The organism is Proteus sp. TSJ240517, assembly GCF_047921575.1.
Classification (GTDB): Bacteria; Pseudomonadota; Gammaproteobacteria; order Enterobacterales; family Enterobacteriaceae; genus Proteus.
Map to the genome: position 1 here is coordinate 376,636 of NZ_JBLRMH010000002.1, position 20,565 is coordinate 397,200.

17 protein-coding genes are annotated in these 20,565 nt (G+C 39.1%); 3 read left to right on the forward strand and 14 right to left on the reverse strand.

Features of this window, described 5'->3' with window-relative positions; all coding sequences use genetic code 11:
* Positions 1-17 precede the first annotated feature (17 nt).
* From carA to ribF, 7 genes are all read right to left on the reverse strand, one after another.
* On the reverse strand, positions 18-1,181 hold the full coding sequence (gene carA / locus ACNARN_RS05260; protein ID WP_416304216.1) for a glutamine-hydrolyzing carbamoyl-phosphate synthase small subunit: 1,164 nt from the start codon (positions 1,179-1,181) through the stop codon (positions 18-20).
* 433 nt (positions 1,182-1,614) lie between these two features.
* Entirely contained in the window at positions 1,615-2,436 is an 822-nt protein-coding gene (dapB, locus tag ACNARN_RS05265; protein WP_349442729.1) for a 4-hydroxy-tetrahydrodipicolinate reductase, read from the reverse strand.
* A gap of 233 nt (positions 2,437-2,669) precedes the next feature.
* Positions 2,670-3,623 (reverse strand): 4-hydroxy-3-methylbut-2-enyl diphosphate reductase, encoded by a 954-nt coding sequence (ispH, locus tag ACNARN_RS05270; protein ID WP_109371829.1) that lies wholly within the window; start codon positions 3,621-3,623, stop codon positions 2,670-2,672.
* A complete protein-coding gene (fkpB, locus tag ACNARN_RS05275; RefSeq protein WP_075673711.1) occupies positions 3,604-4,074 on the reverse strand; it encodes an FKBP-type peptidyl-prolyl cis-trans isomerase in 471 nt (156 codons plus the stop codon). Before fkpB ends, ispH begins: the two co-directional genes overlap by 20 nt.
* A 69-nt stretch (positions 4,075-4,143) precedes the next feature.
* Positions 4,144-4,659 (reverse strand): signal peptidase II, encoded by a 516-nt coding sequence (lspA, locus tag ACNARN_RS05280; protein WP_109371833.1) that lies wholly within the window; start codon positions 4,657-4,659, stop codon positions 4,144-4,146.
* A 3-nt stretch (positions 4,660-4,662) separates the two neighbouring features.
* Positions 4,663-7,473 (reverse strand): isoleucine--tRNA ligase, encoded by a 2,811-nt coding sequence (gene ileS, locus ACNARN_RS05285; RefSeq protein ID WP_416304217.1) that lies wholly within the window; start codon positions 7,471-7,473, stop codon positions 4,663-4,665.
* Positions 7,474-7,502: 29 nt separating this feature from the next.
* Positions 7,503-8,444, reverse strand: coding sequence for a bifunctional riboflavin kinase/FAD synthetase (gene ribF / locus ACNARN_RS05290; RefSeq protein ID WP_416304218.1), 942 nt, complete (start codon positions 8,442-8,444; stop codon positions 7,503-7,505).
* 431 nt (positions 8,445-8,875) lie between these two features.
* On the opposite strand from ribF, the gene rpsT reads away from it, so the two are divergent.
* Positions 8,876-9,136 (forward strand): 30S ribosomal protein S20, encoded by a 261-nt coding sequence (gene rpsT, locus ACNARN_RS05295; RefSeq protein WP_004248964.1) that lies wholly within the window; start codon positions 8,876-8,878, stop codon positions 9,134-9,136.
* A 72-nt stretch (positions 9,137-9,208) separates the two neighbouring features.
* Here the strand turns inward: rpsT and nhaR are convergent, their stop codons facing one another.
* Positions 9,209-10,129, reverse strand: coding sequence for a transcriptional activator NhaR (gene nhaR, locus ACNARN_RS05300; protein ID WP_196532344.1), 921 nt, complete (start codon positions 10,127-10,129; stop codon positions 9,209-9,211).
* Between the two features lie 190 nt (positions 10,130-10,319).
* A complete protein-coding gene (gene nhaA / locus ACNARN_RS05305) occupies positions 10,320-11,498 on the reverse strand; it encodes a Na+/H+ antiporter NhaA (protein ID WP_196532345.1) in 1,179 nt (392 codons plus the stop codon).
* Positions 11,499-11,953: 455 nt separating this feature from the next.
* On the opposite strand from nhaA, the gene ACNARN_RS05310 reads away from it, so the two are divergent.
* Positions 11,954-12,799: a DMT family transporter gene (locus ACNARN_RS05310; protein WP_198629933.1), complete on the forward strand. Its 846-nt coding sequence runs from the start codon at positions 11,954-11,956 to the stop codon at positions 12,797-12,799.
* A gap of 75 nt (positions 12,800-12,874) precedes the next feature.
* On the opposite strand, the gene dnaJ is transcribed toward ACNARN_RS05310, so the two are convergent.
* From dnaJ to tal, 5 genes are all read right to left on the reverse strand, one after another.
* Positions 12,875-14,014 carry a molecular chaperone DnaJ gene (gene dnaJ / locus ACNARN_RS05315; protein ID WP_196532347.1) on the reverse strand — a complete coding sequence of 380 codons (1,140 nt, stop codon included), beginning with the start codon at positions 14,012-14,014 and terminating at the stop codon, positions 12,875-12,877.
* Between the two features lie 105 nt (positions 14,015-14,119).
* Positions 14,120-16,045, reverse strand: a complete 1,926-nt coding sequence (dnaK, locus tag ACNARN_RS05320; RefSeq protein WP_198619310.1) for a molecular chaperone DnaK — start codon at positions 16,043-16,045, stop codon at positions 14,120-14,122.
* 484 nt (positions 16,046-16,529) lie between these two features.
* Positions 16,530-17,117 carry a molybdopterin adenylyltransferase gene (gene mog / locus ACNARN_RS05325; RefSeq protein WP_109371851.1) on the reverse strand — a complete coding sequence of 196 codons (588 nt, stop codon included), beginning with the start codon at positions 17,115-17,117 and terminating at the stop codon, positions 16,530-16,532.
* 224 nt (positions 17,118-17,341) lie between these two features.
* Positions 17,342-18,325 (reverse strand): tetratricopeptide repeat protein, encoded by a 984-nt coding sequence (locus ACNARN_RS05330; protein ID WP_109371853.1) that lies wholly within the window; start codon positions 18,323-18,325, stop codon positions 17,342-17,344.
* 183 nt (positions 18,326-18,508) lie between these two features.
* The gene (gene tal / locus ACNARN_RS05335; protein WP_198619308.1) at positions 18,509-19,462 is read right to left on the reverse strand and encodes a transaldolase; all 954 of its coding nucleotides are present in this window, start codon (positions 19,460-19,462) and stop codon (positions 18,509-18,511) included.
* Positions 19,463-19,766: 304 nt separating this feature from the next.
* On the opposite strand from tal, the gene yaaA reads away from it, so the two are divergent.
* Complete coding sequence (gene yaaA / locus ACNARN_RS05340; RefSeq protein WP_198619307.1) at positions 19,767-20,549, forward strand: peroxide stress protein YaaA; 783 nt, start codon at positions 19,767-19,769, stop codon at positions 20,547-20,549.
* Positions 20,550-20,565: the final 16 nt, after the last annotated feature.

The window sequence follows — 20,565 nt, forward strand, 5'->3', positions numbered from 1 at the left end:
TTTCTTTCGCTCCTGATTTATTTTGTTGTCACTGATTGCAGGTTTTGACGATATTGCGCGATAAGCTCGATAAAGTGATCAAAAAGAGGTGCCGCATCATGAGGGCCAGGACTGGCTTCTGGGTGGCCTTGGAAACTGAATGCAGGTTTATCTGTACGATGAATACCTTGTAAAGAACCATCAAATAGAGATTTATGTGTCACACGTAAATTGGCAGGAAGAGAGGTTTCATCAACGGCAAATCCATGATTTTGCGCTGTGATCATCACCGTATTTTTATCTAAATCTTTAACAGGATGATTACCACCGTGGTGACCAAATTTCATTTTGATGGTTTTTGCACCGCTAGCTAATGCTAATAGCTGATGCCCTAAACAGATACCAAATACCGGAATATCAGTGGTTAAAAAGGTTTGAATGGCGTTAATGGCATAATCACAGGGCTCTGGATCTCCGGGGCCATTCGAAAGGAAAATACCATCTGGCGAAAGGGCTAAAACATCTTGAGCTGACGTTTGAGCAGGTACAACAGTAACGCGACATCCTCTATCCACCAGCATACGTAAAATATTACGTTTTACACCGAAATCATACGCCACAATATGCAATGGCAACTCAGTCGCTAATTTAGCTTCTGTTAATTCATTCTCTAGCGTCCAACTTCCTTGAGTCCACTGGTAAGGCTGTTTCACTGTCACCGTTTTTGCTAAGTCCATTCCTTTTAAACCAGGAAATGATCTGGCCTTTTCGAGAGCTTGTTGAGCATCAAGATGATTGCCTGCGATAATGCAACCGTTTTGCGCGCCTTTTTCTCTCAGCAAACGCGTTAACTTACGTGTATCAATATCCGCAATCGCAACAATGTTATGACGTTTAAGATAATCAGATAACGTTTCTTCAGCACGATAGTTGCTCATCACTAATGGCAAGTCGCGAATAATTAAGCCTTGAGCATGGATTGTTTCTGATTCTTCGTCTGAACGATTAACGCCGGTATTGCCAATGTGGGGATAAGTGAGAGTAACAATTTGTTGGGAGTAAGAAGGGTCGGTTAATATTTCTTGGTAACCGGTCATTGAAGTATTAAAAACGACTTCACCGATAGCGGCGCCTTCTGCGCCAATCGACTTGCCGTGGAATTCGGTCCCATCTTCTAGAACCAGTATAGCTGATTTAATCAAAACGCCCTCCAGAGAATAATAAATCACATTTCATGCATATTAATTCAGATTTAAGACTCTAAATCAATGCCAAAAACATAAAATTGGGCAAATTTTTGGCAAATTGGGCGCATTCTAAAGATCGAACGAGCAGATGTCTAGAAAAAACACCTTTTTAATTAAAAAAATATCAGTCATTAGCAATTTAGTTAGCCAAGTGACAATTTATATAATCAATCTTACAAATTTAACCGTTTGCTTACCAAGATAATTTAAAATTAGAGTTTAAATAGGAAAAATAGATGATTTATTCTTTTTAGAGAGAAAAAAACAGAGAAAAAATAGAGATAAGATATAAAAATAAACCTTATAAAATAATTTATAAAACAAACATAAAAAAACTCATAATTATAAAAATAGTTATGAGTTTTCAATAAATTACATTTTTTAAAAACTACAAATCTTCCAATGAAAGAACATCCTTCATATTATAAAGACCCGTTTTTTTGGATTTTAACCAAATAGCAGCCTTAACTGCGCCATTTGCAAATGTCATTCGGCTAGAAGCCTTGTGGCTTATCTCTACACGCTCACCAATATCGGCAAAAATTGCAGTATGTTCTCCCACAATATCACCTGCACGAATAGTGGCAAAACCAATGCTTTGAGGATCTCGCTCTCCAGTATGTCCTACACGTTCATAAACTGCGCACTCTTTAAGATCACGGCCTAACGCATCTGCAATAGATTCTCCCATTGCTAATGCTGTGCCTGATGGTGCATCAACTTTATGACGATGGTGCGCTTCTACAATTTCAATATCACTGTAAGAACCCATCACTTTCGCCGCTTTTTCAAGTAATTTAAGCACCAAGTTAACACCAACACTAAAGTTAGCAGCAAACACTATTGGGATCATTTTGGCGGCATTTTCAATGGCTTTTTTACCTTCATCATCAAAGCCTGTCGTACCAATAATCATGCCTTTTTTCTGTTCTACGCAAAATGCAATATGAGAAAGCGTGCCTTCAGGGCGTGTAAAATCAATTAACACATCAAATTCACTCGCTTGAGACAGCAAGTTATCGGTGATTGTGACACCAATATGCCCAATACCCGCTAATTCTCCAGCATCAGCACCAATCAATGAAGAATTAGTACGCTCAAAAGCAGCACCTAAAACGGTTCCTTCTTGTTGAGAAATTGCCTGAATTAATTGGCGCCCCATACGACCACCCGCACCAACAACGGCAAGACGAAGTTCTTTTGCAGACATAACTCAATTTCTCCTTAACAATACTTATTGTCTCTATTTATTGTTTACAGATTAACGATGTCATCCACTTGATGCCAGCATTTAACGTTCGAGATAAGAAAAACACACAAAACCGTAGTCATTATCAGTAAAAGAGATGAACAGCATGATTATTCATTTAACTTTACTTTATACATAAAAAAAGCAGAGTCATTCACTCTGCTTTTTAAATTCACTATCACATTTAAGTGAGATTATTCGATAACTTTATAATCTAGGCGAAGCTCTTTAGGCACTTCAAAAACAATATTTTCTTCACGCCCTGATAATTCAATTACGTCATCAGCACCAAAGGTTTTTAAACGTTCTAATACTTGTTGAACCAAAATATCTGGTGCTGAAGCCCCTGCTGTAACGCCAACAATATTTGCATTAGCCACCCATGACTCATCAATATCTTCAAAGCTATCGATCAGATAAGAAGGCTTACCTGCACGCTGTGCAAGCTCCGCTAAGCGATTAGAGTTTGATGAGTTCTTAGAGCCAACGACAAATACAACATCCGCTTTTTCAGCAAGCTCTCTTGCGGCTTCTTGGCGATTGGTTGTTGCGTAGCAGATATCATCTTTGCGAGGCCCAATAATTTTGGGGAAGCGTGCATTTAAAGCATCAATCACTTCAGATGTATCATCAACAGAAAGCGTTGTTTGGGTCATAAAGCAAAGATTATCTTCATCTTTGACTTCTAATTTCCACACATCAGCAGGCGACTCAACTAAATACATTCCCCCCTCAGGGTTGTTGTATTGTCCCATAGTGCCTTCAACTTCAGGGTGTCCTGCATGACCTATTAAGATAGCTTCTTTGCCTTTACGGCTCGCTCTTGCCACTTCCATATGCACTTTGGTTACGAGTGGACAAGTTGCATCATAAAGCATTGTTAAATTACGTGAGCGAGCTTCTTGACGAATAGCTTGAGAAACACCATGAGCTGAAAAAATTAAAATCGCGTTATCGGGTACTTCTGAAATTTCTTCAATAAAGATAGCACCTCGTTCACGTAAGTCGTTAACGACATAGCGGTTATGAACGACCTCGTGACGAACATAAATAGGTGCGCCATAGATTTCCAGAGCGCGGTCAACAATGCTGATAGCTCGGTCAACACCCGCACAAAAGCCTCGTGGGTTAGCCAGCAGTATTTGCATGTGTTGTTTCCTCCTCAGGATTGATGCTGACAACTTCAATATCAAATGTCACTTCTTCTGACGCTAACGGATGATTAAAATCAACAGTTACAGAATCTTCAGTGACATCTCTTACAATGCCTGGCATTTCACTGCCATTCATTGCTGTAAATAGCATGATAGTGCCAGCCTCAGGCACACCAGACTCTGCGAAGTCAGAAGGCATAAAGTATTGGATCAAGTCAGGATTGTATTTACCAAAAAGATGTTCACCCGCAAGCGTAAAAGTTTTTTTATCTCCCGTTGATAATCCCAATAATTCAGCTTCTAAGGCTGGCGATAAACTTTCATCACCTAAACGAAAAAGAGCGGGTTTACCATGCGCTTGTGTAGATTCAGCAACAGAGCCATCTGCTAACTTTAAAGTGAAATTCAGCAACACTGCGCTGTCGTTGAGTACCTGCATAACCATACTAATACCTTCTATTAAGCGTAACCCCCGCCATAAGGCAGGGGTTATTTTAGTTAACTTCTTGTCTGATTACTTTTGCTTTTTTGTATCTTGAGGACTGACATTTTTATCAGGGAAAAAGCTCTCAATAATGATAAGCCCTGCACCGATACAAATCCCCATATCAGCAATATTAAAGGTAGGCCAATGCCAATCTCCAATATAAACATCAAGAAAATCGATGACAAACCCGTGGATCAGACGATCAGAGAGATTACCCAATGCTCCGCCAATAATTAGCGCATAAGCAACGTTACTTAGCTTAGCGCTCGCTTTGTTTTTATACATCATTACCAATAAAGTAATGCAGATTGCCAATGCAATCAGTGCAAAAAACCAACGTTGCCATCCTCCTTTATCTGCTAAAAAGCTAAAGGCAGCACCATAGTTATGGGCGTAAGTGAAGTTGAAAAAAGGCATCACGGCAACAGATTCATACAGACGAAATGTCTGCATGAAATACTGTTTCGTTCCTAAATCCAACACCACTACGGCGACGGCTAGCCATAGCCAACGTAAACCTGTAGAGCAAAGTGTTTTCTTCATTAATTAAGCAAACTTACGTTCTTCACCGTTACCGGCTACGTTAGTAACACAGCGTCCGCATAATTCAGCGTGTTCCGCTACTTGACCGATGTCTGTCGCATAATGCCAGCAACGAGGGCATTTTTCGCCGTCTGCTTTGTTAAAGGCGATTTTTAAACCCGCCATATCAGAAGCTAATGCTGTTTCTGGCGCTTCATTAATATCTGCCACTTTCGCTTGAGAAGTTAATAAAACAAAACGCAGTTCGTTACCTAACGCATTTAACTTATCTGCTAAAGCTTTATCTGCATACAGAGTTACTGATGCTTCTAAAGAGCCACGCAGTTGTTTATCTGTACGTGCTTGCTCTAATACTTTGTTGACTTCACCACGAACGGCAAGTAATTCAGCCCAGTAGTCATCATTTAAGGTTTCTGACGCATCTAAGCCAAATAAATCGGTATACCATTCTTCAGTTAAGACATATTTTGCACGTTCGCCTGGTAACTCATTCCAGATTTCATCTGCTGTGAATGACATAACTGGCGCCATCCAACGAACTAATGCTTCACAGATATGGAATAACGCTGTTTGACAACTACGACGAGCAACGCTATCGCTTTTCGCAGTGTACTGTCTGTCTTTGATGATATCTAAGTAGAAAGAACCCATTTCTACTGAACAGAACTGCATTAGGCGCTGAATAACATTATGGAAATCGTAATTTTCATAGTGTTTTAAGATATCAGCTTGTGCTGCTTTCGCACGACCTACTGCCCAGCGATCTAACGTAACCATCTCTTCTGGCTTAACTTGGTGTTTTGCAGGATCAAAACCGTTTAAGTTCGCTAAGAAGAAACGTGCAGTATTACGAATACGGCGATAAGTATCAGCCGAGCGTTTTAAGATTTCATCAGATACGGCGATTTCACCAGTGTAATCTGTTGATGCAACCCATAAACGTAGGATATCAGCACCCAGCTTATCCATTACATCTTGTGGACTTACTGTGTTACCGATGGATTTAGACATTTTACGGCCTTGTCCATCTACGGTAAAACCGTGTGTTAAAACTTCACGGTAAGGCGCTTTGCCTTTGATTGCAGTCGAGATCATCAGTGAAGACATAAACCAACCACGATGTTGGTCAGAGCCTTCTAAGTACATATCTGCTGAATTGCCGTGGAATTCAGGACGCGCATCAACCACTGTTGAGTGTGTTGATCCTGAATCGAACCAAACATCCAGTGTATCTGGCGTTTTCATGTAATCGTCAGCTTCATCACCCAACACTTCACAGATATCTAAATCCCACCATGCTTGAATACCGCTGACTTCAACACGTTTTGCGACTTCTTCCATCAACTCTAAAGTACGTGGATGTGGCTCTTGAGTCTCTTTGTGAACAAACAGAGACATTGGCGTGCCCCAAGTACGTTGACGAGAGATACACCAGTCAGGGCGGTTTTCAACCATTGATTCAATACGTGCTTGACCCCAATCAGGGATCCATTTAACACCTTTGATCTCTTTTAATGATTGCTGACGTAAACCGTTTTTATCCATGCCAATAAACCATTGTGGTGTAGCACGGAAAATAACTGGCGTTTTATGTCTCCAGCAACATGGGTAACTGTGTTGCATGGCTTCGTGATGTAACAGAGCACCTTTTTCTTTTAACAGCTCAACAATGACATCATTTGCTTTGAAAACAAAAACGCCATCTAATGCTGGATAAGTGCCCGGCAAGTAACAACCATTAGGCCCAACAGGATTTGCCACTTCTAAACCGTATTTTTGACCGACAACAAAGTCATCAGGGCCGTGGCCTGGTGCAGTATGCACAGCACCTGTACCCGCTTCTAAAGTAACGTGATCACCTAAAATTGCAGGTACATCAAAGCCCATAAATGGATGATTAAAGCGCAATAACTCTAAATCAGCACCTTTGCATTCGCCTAAAACAGCCCAGCTTGTTACGCCAATTCGCTTCATTACGCCTTCAACAAGATCAGCGGCTAAAATCACGCATTCATCGTTAAAAGAGACTAATGCGTAATTAAATTCAGCATTTAATGCGATAGCGCGGTTAGCAGGTAATGTCCACGGTGTTGTTGTCCAGATAACCAAAGAAATAGGCTTATCTGTTACTGCATGGAATTTTGCGGCAACTGCGCTTGGCTCAACGGCGGTGAAACGCACATCAATCGACGGTGAAGTTTTATCGTAATATTCAACTTCAGCTTCTGCCAGCGATGAACCACACGCAGTACACCAGTGAACAGGTTTAGCCCCTTTTAACAGGTGACCATTTGCGATGATACGCGCTAACGCACGAATAGTGTTCGCTTCGGTTTTGTAATCCATAGTGAGATAAGGTTTTTCCCAATCTCCTAGAACACCTAAACGAATAAAATCTTTTTTCTGTGCTTCAATTTGCTCGTAAGCATACTTACGGCATTCCTCGCGGAATTGCGCTGCAGATATTTTCTCTCCTGGTTTACCTACGATTTGTTCAACTTTTAGTTCGATAGGTAATCCGTGACAATCCCATCCTGGAATGTACGGAGAATCAAAGCCTGACAGCCCTTTGGATTTAATAATAATATCTTTGAGAATTTTGTTTACTGAGTGACCAATATGAATATTGCCGTTGGCGTATGGAGGGCCATCGTGCAAAATAAATGTTTTCTTACCACTTTTAGCCTGACGAATTGCTTGATACAAACCTTCTTTGTACCAACGTGATAACATCTCTGGCTCGCGCTTTGCTAAATCCCCGCGCATAGGGAACCCTGTTTCTGGTAAGTTCAGGGTATTTTTATAGTCACTCATTCGATTCTCAGTTCCAATTTTCCGCTAGTTTATGACTCCGACCGCTGCGATAAAAAATCCCTAGCAGTAGCCACATCATCTGCGATTTGCTGCTTCAATGCATCCAATGATGCAAATCGCTGTTCATTACGTAATTTCTTTCGTAACACAACATCAATACGACGTCCATATAAATCCATATTAACGTCGATTAAATGCACTTCTAATTGTACGCCCTTCCCTTGTACAGTAGGACGACTTCCGATATTTGCCACACCGGGTAAAGGTGATTGATTATCTGATAAATAGACATCAACGGCATAAACGCCTTTAACTGGTGCAACTAAGCGTTTCATAGGAATATTGGCTGTCGGAAAACCAATGGTTCTACCCAATTCATTACCATGAACAACACGCCCACAAACGCTGTAAGGGTGTCCTAGTAGTGATTCAGCAAGAACTAAATCATCATTGAACAACGCTTCTCGTACCGCAGTGCTACTGATACGCAATCCTTTATCGCAATAACTTTCAGTATTAGCGACTTCAAATCCATATCTAACACCGGCTTGTTGTAAAAAATGGAAATCACCTTCACGATTTTTGCCAAAGCGAAAATCATCACCAATAGCAAGAAACTTCACCCCTAATTTATTCACCAACAGTGATGAAACAAATTCTTCCGGTGTTTGTGCCGCAAATTGTTTATCAAATTTGACACACAAAAGGTAATCAATACCACATTCAGCTAAATACTTAATCTTGTCTCGTAAACGAGTCAGACGTGCTGGTGCCTTTTCTGGTAAAAAGAACTCAAGTGGCTGAGGCTCAAATGTCATCACAACCGTGGGTAATCCTCGCTGCGATGCCTCTTGCTTCAAGTGTTTCAATAATGCCTGATGGCCTCTATGGACACCATCAAAATTCCCAATTGTCAGAACGCAACCGTGGTGTAGCGCTCTAATATTTTGTATACCGCGAATTAGCTCCATAACTGGCTCAATACCGTGGAAATTATTGGATTATACCTTGTCAAAGGCTTGAGAGTAACCCAATATATCAATGTTTATTGATGAGTAATATCTCGACAAGTCGATTCACTGTTATTCTTAAATTTGATTGCTCACATCAAACAAAAAATGGACTATCACTCACTTCTTGGTTATAAAATCGCATAAAATCAAGCATAGATCCTATTAGAATCTATTATTTATTACTCATATACACGATTTTGATGATTTTTTCACTCAAAAGACTGTATTCTACCCGTCTTAACTGATAAAATCTTGCGCCATCACAACGAAACAAGTGTCGCGTACAACGACGCTAATTTTGTATAAATCCATTGACAAACTTAGGTTGAAAAGGCATATTCCTTCACCTTTGTATTTGTCCTCGCTAGAATATATTTGGGAGTTGGAACTTGGCTAATATCAAATCAGCTAAGAAACGTGCGGTTCAGTCTGAAAAGCGTCGTCAGCACAACGCAAGCCGTCGTTCTATGATGCGTACTTACATCAAAAAAGTATACGCAGCAGTTGCTTCAGGTGATAAAGAAGCAGCACAAAAAGCATTTAATGACATGCAACCAATTGTTGACCGTCAGGCAACTAAAGGCTTAATTCACAAGAATAAAGCTGCACGTCATAAAGCTAATCTGCAAGCACAAATCAAAGCAATGTAATATTGCTTTCTTGTGTTATAAAAAACCGGCTTATGCCGGTTTTTTATTTTCTACTTTTTAACCGCAACCACTTTATGGGTTTACAACGCTCTTTTTATCTCCATTAAAGAGTTCTGAAAAATCAGTATTACAAACACGTTGAACCGCTGGATGTTGGATCATTCTCTCTGCAAAAATCGCGTAGTACTCTTCTTTTACCGTATCAAGCTTCCCAATCTCTTCGATATTACTATGAGCAAAAGTTTCGTCGGTATACAGTGAAGGCGCGACAAAGATAGCATTATAATTTAAGCCGAATGCTTTCATTAATGCCGCATCATCAAACTCACCCAATATTTCTACTTGCAGGTTTTTATTACGTATCCACGTTAATAAATGGCGACCTAACATATATCTACGCCCTGGAATGAGGAGCTTTCGCTCTTCTAAACATTCAGGAAACGGCTTTTCAGGAAGCGGATGACTGCAAAAAAAGCTCATATTACATTCGCCAAGTTTTACAGAGAACAGACCTTCTTGTTGTGACGAATCCACGGGGCAATCTGATAAGATCATATCCAGCTTATGCTGACTTAATTGTTCTAGTAATAGTTCATGAGTAGATTCAAAACAACGCAAATGGATTTGCTCATTATCAATGACAGCCGTTTCTAATACGCGACTGACTAATTGTTTTGATAACGCATCAGCAACACCGACATCAAACAGTAAATTCGACTCACGACTGTAGTTGACGATATCCAGCATTTCTTGGCTGAGCATAAACATTTTATCGGCATAACGAAAAATGAGCTGACCCAATTCTGAAGGAACTAATCCTCTTCCTTGGCGTTTAAATAACTTGCCACCCAATCTTTCTTCTAATGCTTTAATTTGCCCTGTAATTGTCTGAGGTGTCAGATACAGCGCTTGCGCTGCACCCACAACAGAGCCTTCTTTACACACATGCCAAAAATAATAAAGATGGTTAAAATTGAGATGTGACACCCGCATAGTTATCTTCCTTTCAACTTCTGTGCTTCATACACAGACTATGTAATAACGCATTAGTTTGCGATTGGCTTTCCTTGCACCCAATCCTCATAAAAACACCTACGGCACAATACACTGTATTGCACCGTAGGTTTAAATATATAGCTCGGTATTTATTGTGTTGAGAAACTCAAATCCGTAATAAATTTCCCTATATTGACTTTGTCTTTAACTTCGGTAAAACAGAATGAAGTAACAAATACCCCACAACAGCGGCTACTGTTGAACCGACTAAAATACCAAGTTTAGCGTAGGTATTATAAGCTTCATCCGCACCATCGAATGCTAACCCTGCGATAAAGATAGACATAGTAAAACCGATACCACATAGCACAGATACTGCAAATATTTGCTTAAGATTAATCGCATCTGGTAATTTTGCAATGCCTAGTTTTACCGAAACCCAACTAAAGAGGAAAATTCCAATCGGCTTACCTAAAAATAGACCTAACGCGATACCTAACGGTAAGGCAGATAACATGCCATCAAGCGTTACGCCATTTAAAGAAACCCCTGCGTTACTAAATGCAAACAGCGGTAAAATAAAATAGGCAACCCAAGGGTGTAGCACATGCTCTAATTCTTCAGAAGGAGAATCACCTTCTTTATTTCTTAATGGGATAAGGAATCCAACAATCACACCTGCAATCGTTGCATGAATACCTGATTTTAAAATACACACCCACAAGATGAACCCTAGAATTAAATAAGCAGCCGTATTACCCACTTTACGCCAGTTCATTATGCCCAGAGCAATCACGATTAAACCTGCCAAAGCGAGAGGCATTAATGCAATACTCTTTGAATAAAAGAGCGCAATAATGACTATCACACCTAAGTCATCAATGATAGCTAACGCTAACAAAAAGACTTTTAACTCGACAGGAACACGCTTACCCAGTAACGCCATAACCCCCAGTGCAAAAGCAATATCGGTTGCCGCTGGAATTGCCCAACCTTGCTGTCCAATTGCGTCCGCATGATTAAACATCAAATAAATCAATGCGGGTGCTAACATACCACCTACTGCGGCTATCGCAGGGAAAATGGCTCTATCACGCTGAGCCAAAGAGCCTTCTTTTAATTCACGTTTAACTTCCAATCCGACTACTAAGAAAAAGATCGCCATTAAGGCATCATTTACCCAAAGTAATAATGGTTTATCAAGTTCGAATGCACCGAATTTGATCATAATTGGAATAGATAAAAACTCATTATACAAAGCACTTAGAGGTGTATTCGCCATAATCAATGCGATAATAGCAGCAATAATCAGAAGAATACCGCCTGATGCCTCTAATCTCAAAAATTGTCTAATAATTGCCGTCATAATATTAACCTCAAAATTACTAATTTTGTTAATAATATGCTAATTATGAATTCGTAAAAAACAGATTATTTATGGATAATAAATCGATATTTCCGAAATAAAGAGAAAATATCAAGAAAAACAAAGCAAATAATCGTCGTCAATCAACAAAATATCGAAAAAAATAGAATAAAAGTAGATTTATAAAAGTTATTTTTATCATATTGATTTAATAATACTTTATTTAAAAAACAACAAAAATAAGCATCTAATTTAATAATTAACACCAATCAACAAAATAGATCAAAAGTATCAATTTTTCTTATCTACATAAATAATGCTAATGTTATTCTTCATATTAAAATATACCCCGCAATTATAAATAAAAAGAAAATGTTGCATGTTTCACTATTTAACCATTGTGTTATTGTCCTATAGATAGTGAATACTCTCGTTACATTAAGGTTTCTATCAATATGTCGATTACTGTTTTTATTGCCGTTTTATTTGCTGCTATCTTTCATGCATGTTGGAATGCGTTAGTTAAAGTAGGTAGTGATCGATTTTTAGGGATCTCGTTACTGACTTTTTTTTCGGGTGCTGTAACTCTACCCGCCCTGTTTTGGGTTGGGCTCCCTGATGCCGGTGCTTGGAAATGGCTTATTCTTTCTGTTTTATTTCATATTGGTTACACACTCTCTTTAAGTCGCTGTTATACCCTAGCTGACTTTAATCAGGTCTACCCTATCTCTCGTGGCAGTGCGCCATTAATGACTGCTTTTCTTGGTTTTTTTCTCTTCCATGAAACACTACCTATTGCTGGACTCATTGGCATTTTGTTTATCATTTTGGGTATTATCCTTATCTCACGTAGTAGAAAAATAGCAGAGTTTAATTTACGTAAAGATGCACTCTTTTTTGCGCTACTTACCGCATTATTTACCGCAAGTTATACCCTATCTGATGGTAATGGCTCTCGTGTAGGTGAAACACCGTTTGCTTATATTTTATGGCTCTTCTTTTTAAATGGCATCGCAATGTATTTACTTGCTTGGCTTCGTTATCGCCAACATTTAAAAACCAAGATAAAGGATTATTGGAAGCCAGCTTTCTTTGGTGGCGTGATGCAATTGGTAAGTTATGGCATAGTGATATGGGCGATGAGTCATGCCTCTATTGTGCTTGTCGCTGCACTAAGGGAAACCAGCGTGTTATTTGCCATGATCTTATCTGTTTATCTGTTAAAAGAGCAATTTAACCGTAAACAGCTATTGGCGTGTTTAGTGATTTTAGCCGGTATTGTTGCTATCAAGATGGGATAGAACAAAACATAATTCAAATAAAAAAGCCTGATGACAGAATTTATCATCAGGCCTTTTTGAAGGTGATAAGAAAAATTATTTGGTTAAATCATCAAAGAATTTTTTCACACCATCTAAGAAGCTTTTAGAACGAGGGGTATTTTTCTCACCACTCTTGCCACCGAATGATTCACCCAGTTGTTGCATTAACTCTTTTTGTTTCTCATTCAGTTTGACGGGTGTTTCAACCACAACGCGACACATTAAGTCACCAATACTACTACTGCGTACTGATTTAACGCCCTTGCCTTTCATGCGGAACATTTTTCCAGTTTGTGTTTCTGCTGGAATTTTAAGTTTCACACGGCCATCAAGTGTTGGGACTTCAATCTCGCCACCTAAAGCAGCAATGGCGAAGTTAATAGGGACTTCACAGTAAAGATTATTGCCATCACGTTCAAAAATATGATGTTGGCGAACATGAACCTGTACGTATAAATCGCCTGCTGGCGCGCCGTTTTCACCTGCTTCACCTTCACCACTTAAGCGAATACGGTCACCAGTATCAACACCGGCTGGAATTTTGACAGACAGCGTTTTAGAGCGTTCAACACGACCATCACCATGACATTTAGAGCAAGGCTCTTTGATCACTTTACCGCGACCATGACAAGTTGGACATGCTTGCTGTACAGTGAAGAAACCTTGACGTAAATGAACCTGACCAGCGCCATGACAAGTAGAACAGGTTTCTGCTGATGTGCCTTCTTTAGCACCGCTACCATGGCATTTGTCACATGTTTCCAGTGTTGGTATACGAATTTCTTTAGTGACGCCACGAACCGCTTCTTCAAGCGTTAGATCCATGTTGTATTGTAAGTCAGAACCACGTGCTGCACGTTGTTGACGACGACCACCGCCAAAAATATCGCCAAATACATCACCAAAGATATCACCAAAGTCAGCACCACCGCCGAAGCCGCCGCCACCTTGACCACCAAATCCACCCTGTTCAAACGCAGCATGACCATATTGATCATAAGCAGCACGTTTTTGAGCATCACTTAAGATCTCATAGGCTTCTTTGATTTCTTTGAATTTTGCTTCTGACTCTTTATCACCTTGATTACGGTCTGGGTGATATTTCATTGCTAAACGCTTATATGCGCGTTTAATTTCTTTTTCGTCGGCAGTTTTACTTAAACCGAGTACTTCGTAAAAATCTCTTTTCGCCATTCTAGATTACCCTTGACATAAGCACACGGGCGTTGAGTTTCCTCGACGCCCGTGTTCGGTATCAGTAACTATTCACAGGTGAGTTACCGCGGCCCGTTAAGGGCATTATTTCTTGTCTTTGCCGTCAACTTCTTCAAATTCTGCATCGACAACATCGTCATCTTTCTTCGCACTTGCATCAGCACCCGTCGCATTACCTGCGGCGCCTGCTTGAGCTTGTTGTTGTGCGATTTCTAGCAGTTTTTCAGAAGCTTCAACTAATGCTTTAATTTTTGCTTCAATAGTGTCTTTATCTTCGCCTTTAGAAGCGATTTCTAACTCGCTTACCGCTTTTTCGATAGCTTCTTTATCGTTCGCTGGTAATTTATCACCCGCTTCTTCAATTTGTTTACGTGTACCGTGAACTAATTGGTCAGCTTGGTTACGAGTTTGTACTAATTCTTCAAACTTACGGTCAGCTTCTGCGTTTGCTTCTGCATCACGAACCATTTTTTGGATTTCATCTTCATTTAAACCTGAAGAAGCTTTGATTGTGATGTTTTGCTCACGACCACTGTTTTTATCTTTCGCTGATACATGCAAGATACCATCAGCATCGATGTCAAAAGTAACTTCGATTTGTGGCATACCGCGTGGCGCAGCTTGAATACCATCTAAGTTAAACTGACCCAGTGATTTGTTATCACTTGCACGTTTACGTTCACCTTGTAATACGTGAATAGTTACAGCAGATTGGTTATCTTCTGCGGTAGAGAACACTTGGCTATGTTTAGTTGGAATTGTGGTATTTTTCGCAATCAGGGAAGTCATTACACCCCCCATTGTTTCGATACCTAAAGACAGTGGTGTTACGTCAAGTAACAGAACGTCTTTAACATCACCCGCTAACACACCACCTTGAACAGCCGCACCCATTGCAACAGCTTCATCTGGGTTAACGTCTTTACGTGGCTCTTTACCGAAGAAATCAGCAACGGTTTTTTGAACCATTGGCATACGAGTTTGACCACCAACCAGAATAACGTCGCTAACTTCGCTAACTTTCAGGCCTGCATCTTCTAATGCAACACGTACTGGTTCCATTGAACGTTTAACTAAATCTTCAACTAAAGATTCCAGTTTTGCACGAGTGACTTTGATATTTAAGTGTTTAGGACCAGTCGCATCAGCTGTAACGTATGGCAAGTTAACATCTGTTTGTTGTGCAGAAGATAATTCGATTTTCGCTTTTTCTGCTGCTTCTTTCAGACGTTGCATTGCTAATGGATCGTTACGTAGATCAATGCCTTGTTCTTTCTTAAATTCATCAACTAAATAGTTAATTAAACGGCTATCGAAGTCTTCACCACCTAAGTGAGTATCACCATTGGTTGACAGAACTTCATAGGTTTTTTCGCCATCAACTTCATCGATTTCGATGATAGAGATATCGAATGTACCACCACCTAAGTCGTAAACTGCGATAGTACGGTTACCCACTTCACGATCTAAGCCGTAAGCCAGAGCAGCCGCTGTTGGTTCGTTAATAATACGTTTAACTTCAAGACCAGCGATACGACCAGCATCTTTAGTTGCTTGACGTTGAGCATCGTTAAAGTAAGCAGGAACAGTAATAACAGCTTCAGTAACTGCTTCACCTAAATAGTCTTCTGCTGTTTTCTTCATTTTTTTCAGGACTTCAGCAGAAACTTGTGGTGGAGCCATTTTTTCGTTACGTGCTTCAACCCAAGCATCACCGTTATCTGCTTTTACAATTTTGTAAGGCATGATAGCAACGTCACGTTGAACTTCGGCATCCTCAAAACGACGACCAATTAAACGTTTGATGGCAAACAAAGTATTTTGTGGGTTAGTCACAGCCTGACGTTTTGCAGGTTGACCAACTAAGATTTCACCATCTTGTGCATAAGCAACGATTGAAGGAGTAGTACGATCGCCTTCTGCGTTTTCAATAACCCGGGCAGCTTTGCCATCCATTACAGCAACACAAGAGTTAGTTGTACCCAGGTCAATACCAATAATTTTACCCATTTAAACGCCTCCAAAGAGAATTCTTTATCAATTTGATTACCAATCTATATGAGGATGAATATTCATTTTTCAAGTCATAAATTAATAGACTAAACAACATCATCTCCAAGCGGATACAAAATCAACGCAACTCAATAGTGGTAATTGCAGTTGAAAAAGAAGATGGGGTCATAAATACATTCATCAAGGGGAATAATGAAAAAAAATGCAAAAAATGCGAAAATTTTGTGTCTGAGAATAAAACGAGAATTAAAACTTGTTATTTTTCATTGCGTTACATCATTCACAAATAACATTATGACTTATCTAAAGTGTATTTTTAAGACCATGCTTAGAATAAGAGAATAACTATTTGAAAAATAATGTTTTTTAACTTTTATAATAAAAATATCAAATAAATATAGGGTTACTTTTGCGTTATCCAAACTTAGTCAAAGCTTTTCCTAGCCAGAAGTTTGGTGACAAAAATAACCTCTTACATTATTTATGCTGAAGTGGAACGGCGGGCTGATTTAGGTCTAAAAGCAGCAACAATAGCTTCATTAGTTTCGACATAAGGACCATCAAGCAGTTGAATGCAGTACGGTACACTAGCGAAAATACCGCTAACAATCACATTACCGTCGTTATCTTTTAACCCTTCTAATGTTTCTGCAATAGCCTTAGGTTGTCCTGGTAAATTTAGAATTAACGCTTGGTTACGAATAACACCAACTTGGCGAGATAAAATAGCTGTGGGTACAAACTTCAGACTAATTTGACGCATCTGCTCGCCAAAACCTGGCATTTCTCTGTCTGCGATAGCCAACGTAGCATCAGGAGTAACGTCACGACGAGCAGGGCCAGTTCCCCCTGTTGTTAACACTAAATGACAGCCGACTTCATCAACTAGCTCACACAGTGTTTGCTCAATCATGAGTTGTTCGTCAGGAATTAAACGTGATTCGATATGAAAAGGCGTTGTTAATGCAGCCTTTAGCCAAGCTTCTAAAGCGGGTAAGCCTTTATCTTCATAAATCCCACTTGATGCGCGATCAGAAACAGAAACTAACCCTATGCGTAATTCGTTCATATCAAACCTCTATTAATCAATCACCGTCTAACTTGCGCGCAGATATTACCATGAGAACACAAGAGAATTAAAAAGAATCTCAATATATTATTGATATTTAAAATTTGATTATTGAGAATAGATAATAAAGAAATGATAATAATCTATTTTTATTTGGCTTTAGCTAAAAATAAAAAAGGGAGCATAAGCTCCCCCTCTTTAATCTTGAATAATATTAATTAATATTACTCATCAATATATTTAGTAATATAAGATGCTGCTAATTTTTTCGCTTCGGCTAATTGTGCTGCATTTAATGCGCGAGCAGTACGTTTTAGCATAGCTTCATCACCATCACCATTTTCAACAGCAACAGAGAACCATGCATAAGCTTCTTTCAGATCGCGTTTAACGCCTTTACCGTAATAATAGTTTAAAGCTAAGTTATTTTGTGCCAAACCATTACCTTGTATAGCTGATTTTCTATACCATTCAACGGCTTTACGTGCATCTTTAGCGACACCGTCGCCTTCATCGTACATTACGCCTAAGTTATTTTGCGCATCACGATTACCTTGGTTTGCTGCTTTGGTATACCAGAAAACCGCTTTAGTGCCGTTACGTTCTACACCTTCACCATCATCATAAGAGACAGCAAGGTTATATTGTGCGTCTGCATGACCTTGCTCTGCTGCTTTTGTATACCAAACAACCGCTGCTTCATGGTCTTGTGCTACACCGATACCTTCATCATAAGAGATCCCAAGGTTGTATTGAGCATCACTATCACCTTGCTCACCCGCTTTAGTATACCAATACACTGCTTTCTCATGATCTTGCGCTACGCCATCACCATCATCGTAAGAAACCGCAAGATTGTATTGGGCTAAAGAGACACCTTGAACAGCCGCTTTGTTATACCAATAAACCGCTTTTTCTGCATCACGGTCAATATCATCACTCATGTCATACATAAGTGCTAAATTTAACTGTGCTTCAGCATGGCCTTGTTCTGCCGCTTTGGTATACCACTCTAGTGCTTTTTGTGAGTCTTGCTCAACACCTTCACCATTCTCATATTTCACACCCAATTGATACTGAGATGCTGCATTTCCACTTTCAGCACTTTTTTCAATTGCAGGTAAAGAGAAAGCCGTTTTACTTTCTGCCATTGCAGCGCCACTAAAAAATAACGATGCAAGTACCGTTGCCAAGACAATCTTTTTCATAATTCACCAATAATAAATAGAGTATTTTAATAATATATTTTTATAATTATTACTGGATAAATAATATATTCCAATCAATTTAATCTTAAAATTTACTTAAATGTTATTTTGAAAAGCAAAAAATGAAAATACCCACCTGTATAAGATGGGTATTTAAGATTTTTATAAGAATTTAACGACGAATTATAATAAATCCGCAATCATTTTCTCTAATTTTTCCTGATCGACAGCAAATTTGCGAATACCGTCAGATAATTTATCTACTGCCATTGGGTCAGCGTTGTGCTCCCAATAGAATTGAGCTTCAGTGATAGCTTCTGGACGCGCTTTCACTTCACCTTTGTAAGATAATTTATGTTCAACTTCACCTTCAGCTTCTGATAATTCTTTTAACAGTGCTGGTGCAATAGTTAAACGGTCACAACCTGCTAATTCTAAAATCTCACCCATATTACGGAAGCTTGCGCCCATAACAACAGTGTTATAACCGTGTTGTTTGTAATAGTTATAGATTTCAGTAACAGAAATCACACCTGGATCTTCAGCTGGAGCAAATTCTTTTTTATCTGTATTGGCTTTATACCAATCCATGATACGACCAACAAATGGAGAAATCAGGTAAACACCTGCTTCAGCACATGCACGCGCTTGAGCGAAAGAGAACAGTAAAGTCAGGTTACAGTTGATACCTTCTTTTTCTAATTGCTCTGCGGCACGGATCCCCTGCCAAGTAGATGCTAATTTGATAAGAATACGGTCGTTACTGATACCTGCATCATTATAAAGTTTTATTAAATGACGTGCTTTTTCGATACATGCTTGTGTGTCGTAAGAAAGACGTGCATCAACTTCTGTTGAAATACGACCTGGGATCAGTTTTAAAATTTCTAAACCGATATTCACTGCCAGTTTGTCGCAAGCATCAACAATTTGTTGTTCACGAGAATCGCTTTGTGAACGAGCCCATTCAATCGCTTCATCAATTAATTTACGATATTCAGGAATTTGAGCTGCATTTAAAATTAAAGATGGGTTGGTAGTTGCATCTTGTGGCTGATACAGTTTCATTGCTGCAATGTCACCAGTGTCAGCAACAACAGTTGTCAGCTTACGCAAAGAAGTCAATTTGTTGGTCATTTTGTTTATCTCATCTACTAGGTAAATCTGTTTGCAGTCACCTGCGGATATCTATTGATAATAACATGGACTGCTCACACTACAAGACGCTTAGATTCATACAAAGCAATTATTTGAATGCCAAACGTTTTCGCAAAACAAAAGCGGAAAAAAACAGAAGAAAATCACAGGCTGAATCGTTTAAATCGTCGAGTTTTACGACAAATAAGAGAAACCATTGTTTTTTCCTATTACTATAATTTAGTCTTTAATCGAAAGAATTTGCTATATTTGGTCAACATTAAAATAACGTATCGAGGGAATTATGCTAATCACCATTTCACCAGCTAAAACACTGGATTTCGAATCGCCTTTAGCAACAACGCACTTCACCCAACCTGAATTGCTAAAATATTCCCAACAACTTATCGAAGAATGTCGAAAATTGTCATCGAGCGATATCGCAAGCTTAATGAAAATAAGTGATAAACTCGCGGGATTAAATGCCGCTCGTTTTGGTGAATGGCAACCTAATTTCACACCAGAAAATGCACGCCAAGCTATTTTGGCATTTAAAGGTGATGTTTATACCGGAATGCAAGCAGAGCTTTTTTCTGAAGATGATTTTCAATTTGCACAACAACATTTACGTATGCTTTCTGGCTTATATGGCGTACTGCGCCCTCTTGATTTAATGCAACCTTATCGTCTTGAAATGGGAATAAAGCTAAAAAATAAAAAAGGAAGCGATTTATACCAATTTTGGGGAAATACCATTACAGAAGCGCTAAACAAAGCACTTGAAGAACAAGGTGATAATGTTTTAATCAATTTAGCGTCTGATGAATATTTTAAATCGGTCAACCCGAAAAAACTCAATGCTGATATTATTAAACCTGTTTTCCTTGATGAAAAAAATGGCAAATATAAAGTTATCAGCTTCTACGCTAAAAAAGCCCGTGGATTAATGAGTCGCTTTATTATTCAAGAAAAACTAACTAATAAAGCACAACTGAAAGAATTTAATCTTGAAGGTTATCAATTTAACTCAGCAGAATCAGAGGGTAACACTCTCGTATTTAAACGTGCAGAATCACTGGCGAAATAAAAATATTAACTATTAG

Excerpts from the sequence above, each read along its gene's own strand:
- nhaA (WP_196532345.1), bottom strand. The coding sequence starts at position 11,498 with ATGACGGCAATTATTAGACAATTTTTGAGATTAGAGGCATCAGGCGGT.
- tal (WP_198619308.1), bottom strand. The coding sequence starts at position 19,462 with ATGACCAACAAATTGACTTCTTTGCGTAAGCTGACAACTGTTGTTGCT.
- dapB (WP_349442729.1), bottom strand. The coding sequence starts at position 2,436 with ATGTCTGCAAAAGAACTTCGTCTTGCCGTTGTTGGTGCGGGTGGTCGT.
- ileS (WP_416304217.1), bottom strand. The coding sequence starts at position 7,473 with ATGAGTGACTATAAAAATACCCTGAACTTACCAGAAACAGGGTTCCCT.
- lspA (WP_109371833.1), bottom strand. The coding sequence starts at position 4,659 with ATGAAGAAAACACTTTGCTCTACAGGTTTACGTTGGCTATGGCTAGCC.
- nhaR (WP_196532344.1), bottom strand. The coding sequence starts at position 10,129 with ATGCGGGTGTCACATCTCAATTTTAACCATCTTTATTATTTTTGGCAT.
- dnaK (WP_198619310.1), bottom strand. The coding sequence starts at position 16,045 with ATGGGTAAAATTATTGGTATTGACCTGGGTACAACTAACTCTTGTGTT.
- ispH (WP_109371829.1), bottom strand. The coding sequence starts at position 3,623 with ATGCAAATACTGCTGGCTAACCCACGAGGCTTTTGTGCGGGTGTTGAC.
- ACNARN_RS05330 (WP_109371853.1), bottom strand. The coding sequence starts at position 18,325 with ATGAAAAAGATTGTCTTGGCAACGGTACTTGCATCGTTATTTTTTAGT.
- yaaA (WP_198619307.1), top strand. The coding sequence starts at position 19,767 with ATGCTAATCACCATTTCACCAGCTAAAACACTGGATTTCGAATCGCCT.
- mog (WP_109371851.1), bottom strand. The coding sequence starts at position 17,117 with ATGAACGAATTACGCATAGGGTTAGTTTCTGTTTCTGATCGCGCATCA.
- dnaJ (WP_196532347.1), bottom strand. The coding sequence starts at position 14,014 with ATGGCGAAAAGAGATTTTTACGAAGTACTCGGTTTAAGTAAAACTGCC.
- fkpB (WP_075673711.1), bottom strand. The coding sequence starts at position 4,074 with ATGGTTATGCAGGTACTCAACGACAGCGCAGTGTTGCTGAATTTCACT.
- ribF (WP_416304218.1), bottom strand. The coding sequence starts at position 8,444 with ATGGAGCTAATTCGCGGTATACAAAATATTAGAGCGCTACACCACGGT.
- ACNARN_RS05310 (WP_198629933.1), top strand. The coding sequence starts at position 11,954 with ATGTCGATTACTGTTTTTATTGCCGTTTTATTTGCTGCTATCTTTCAT.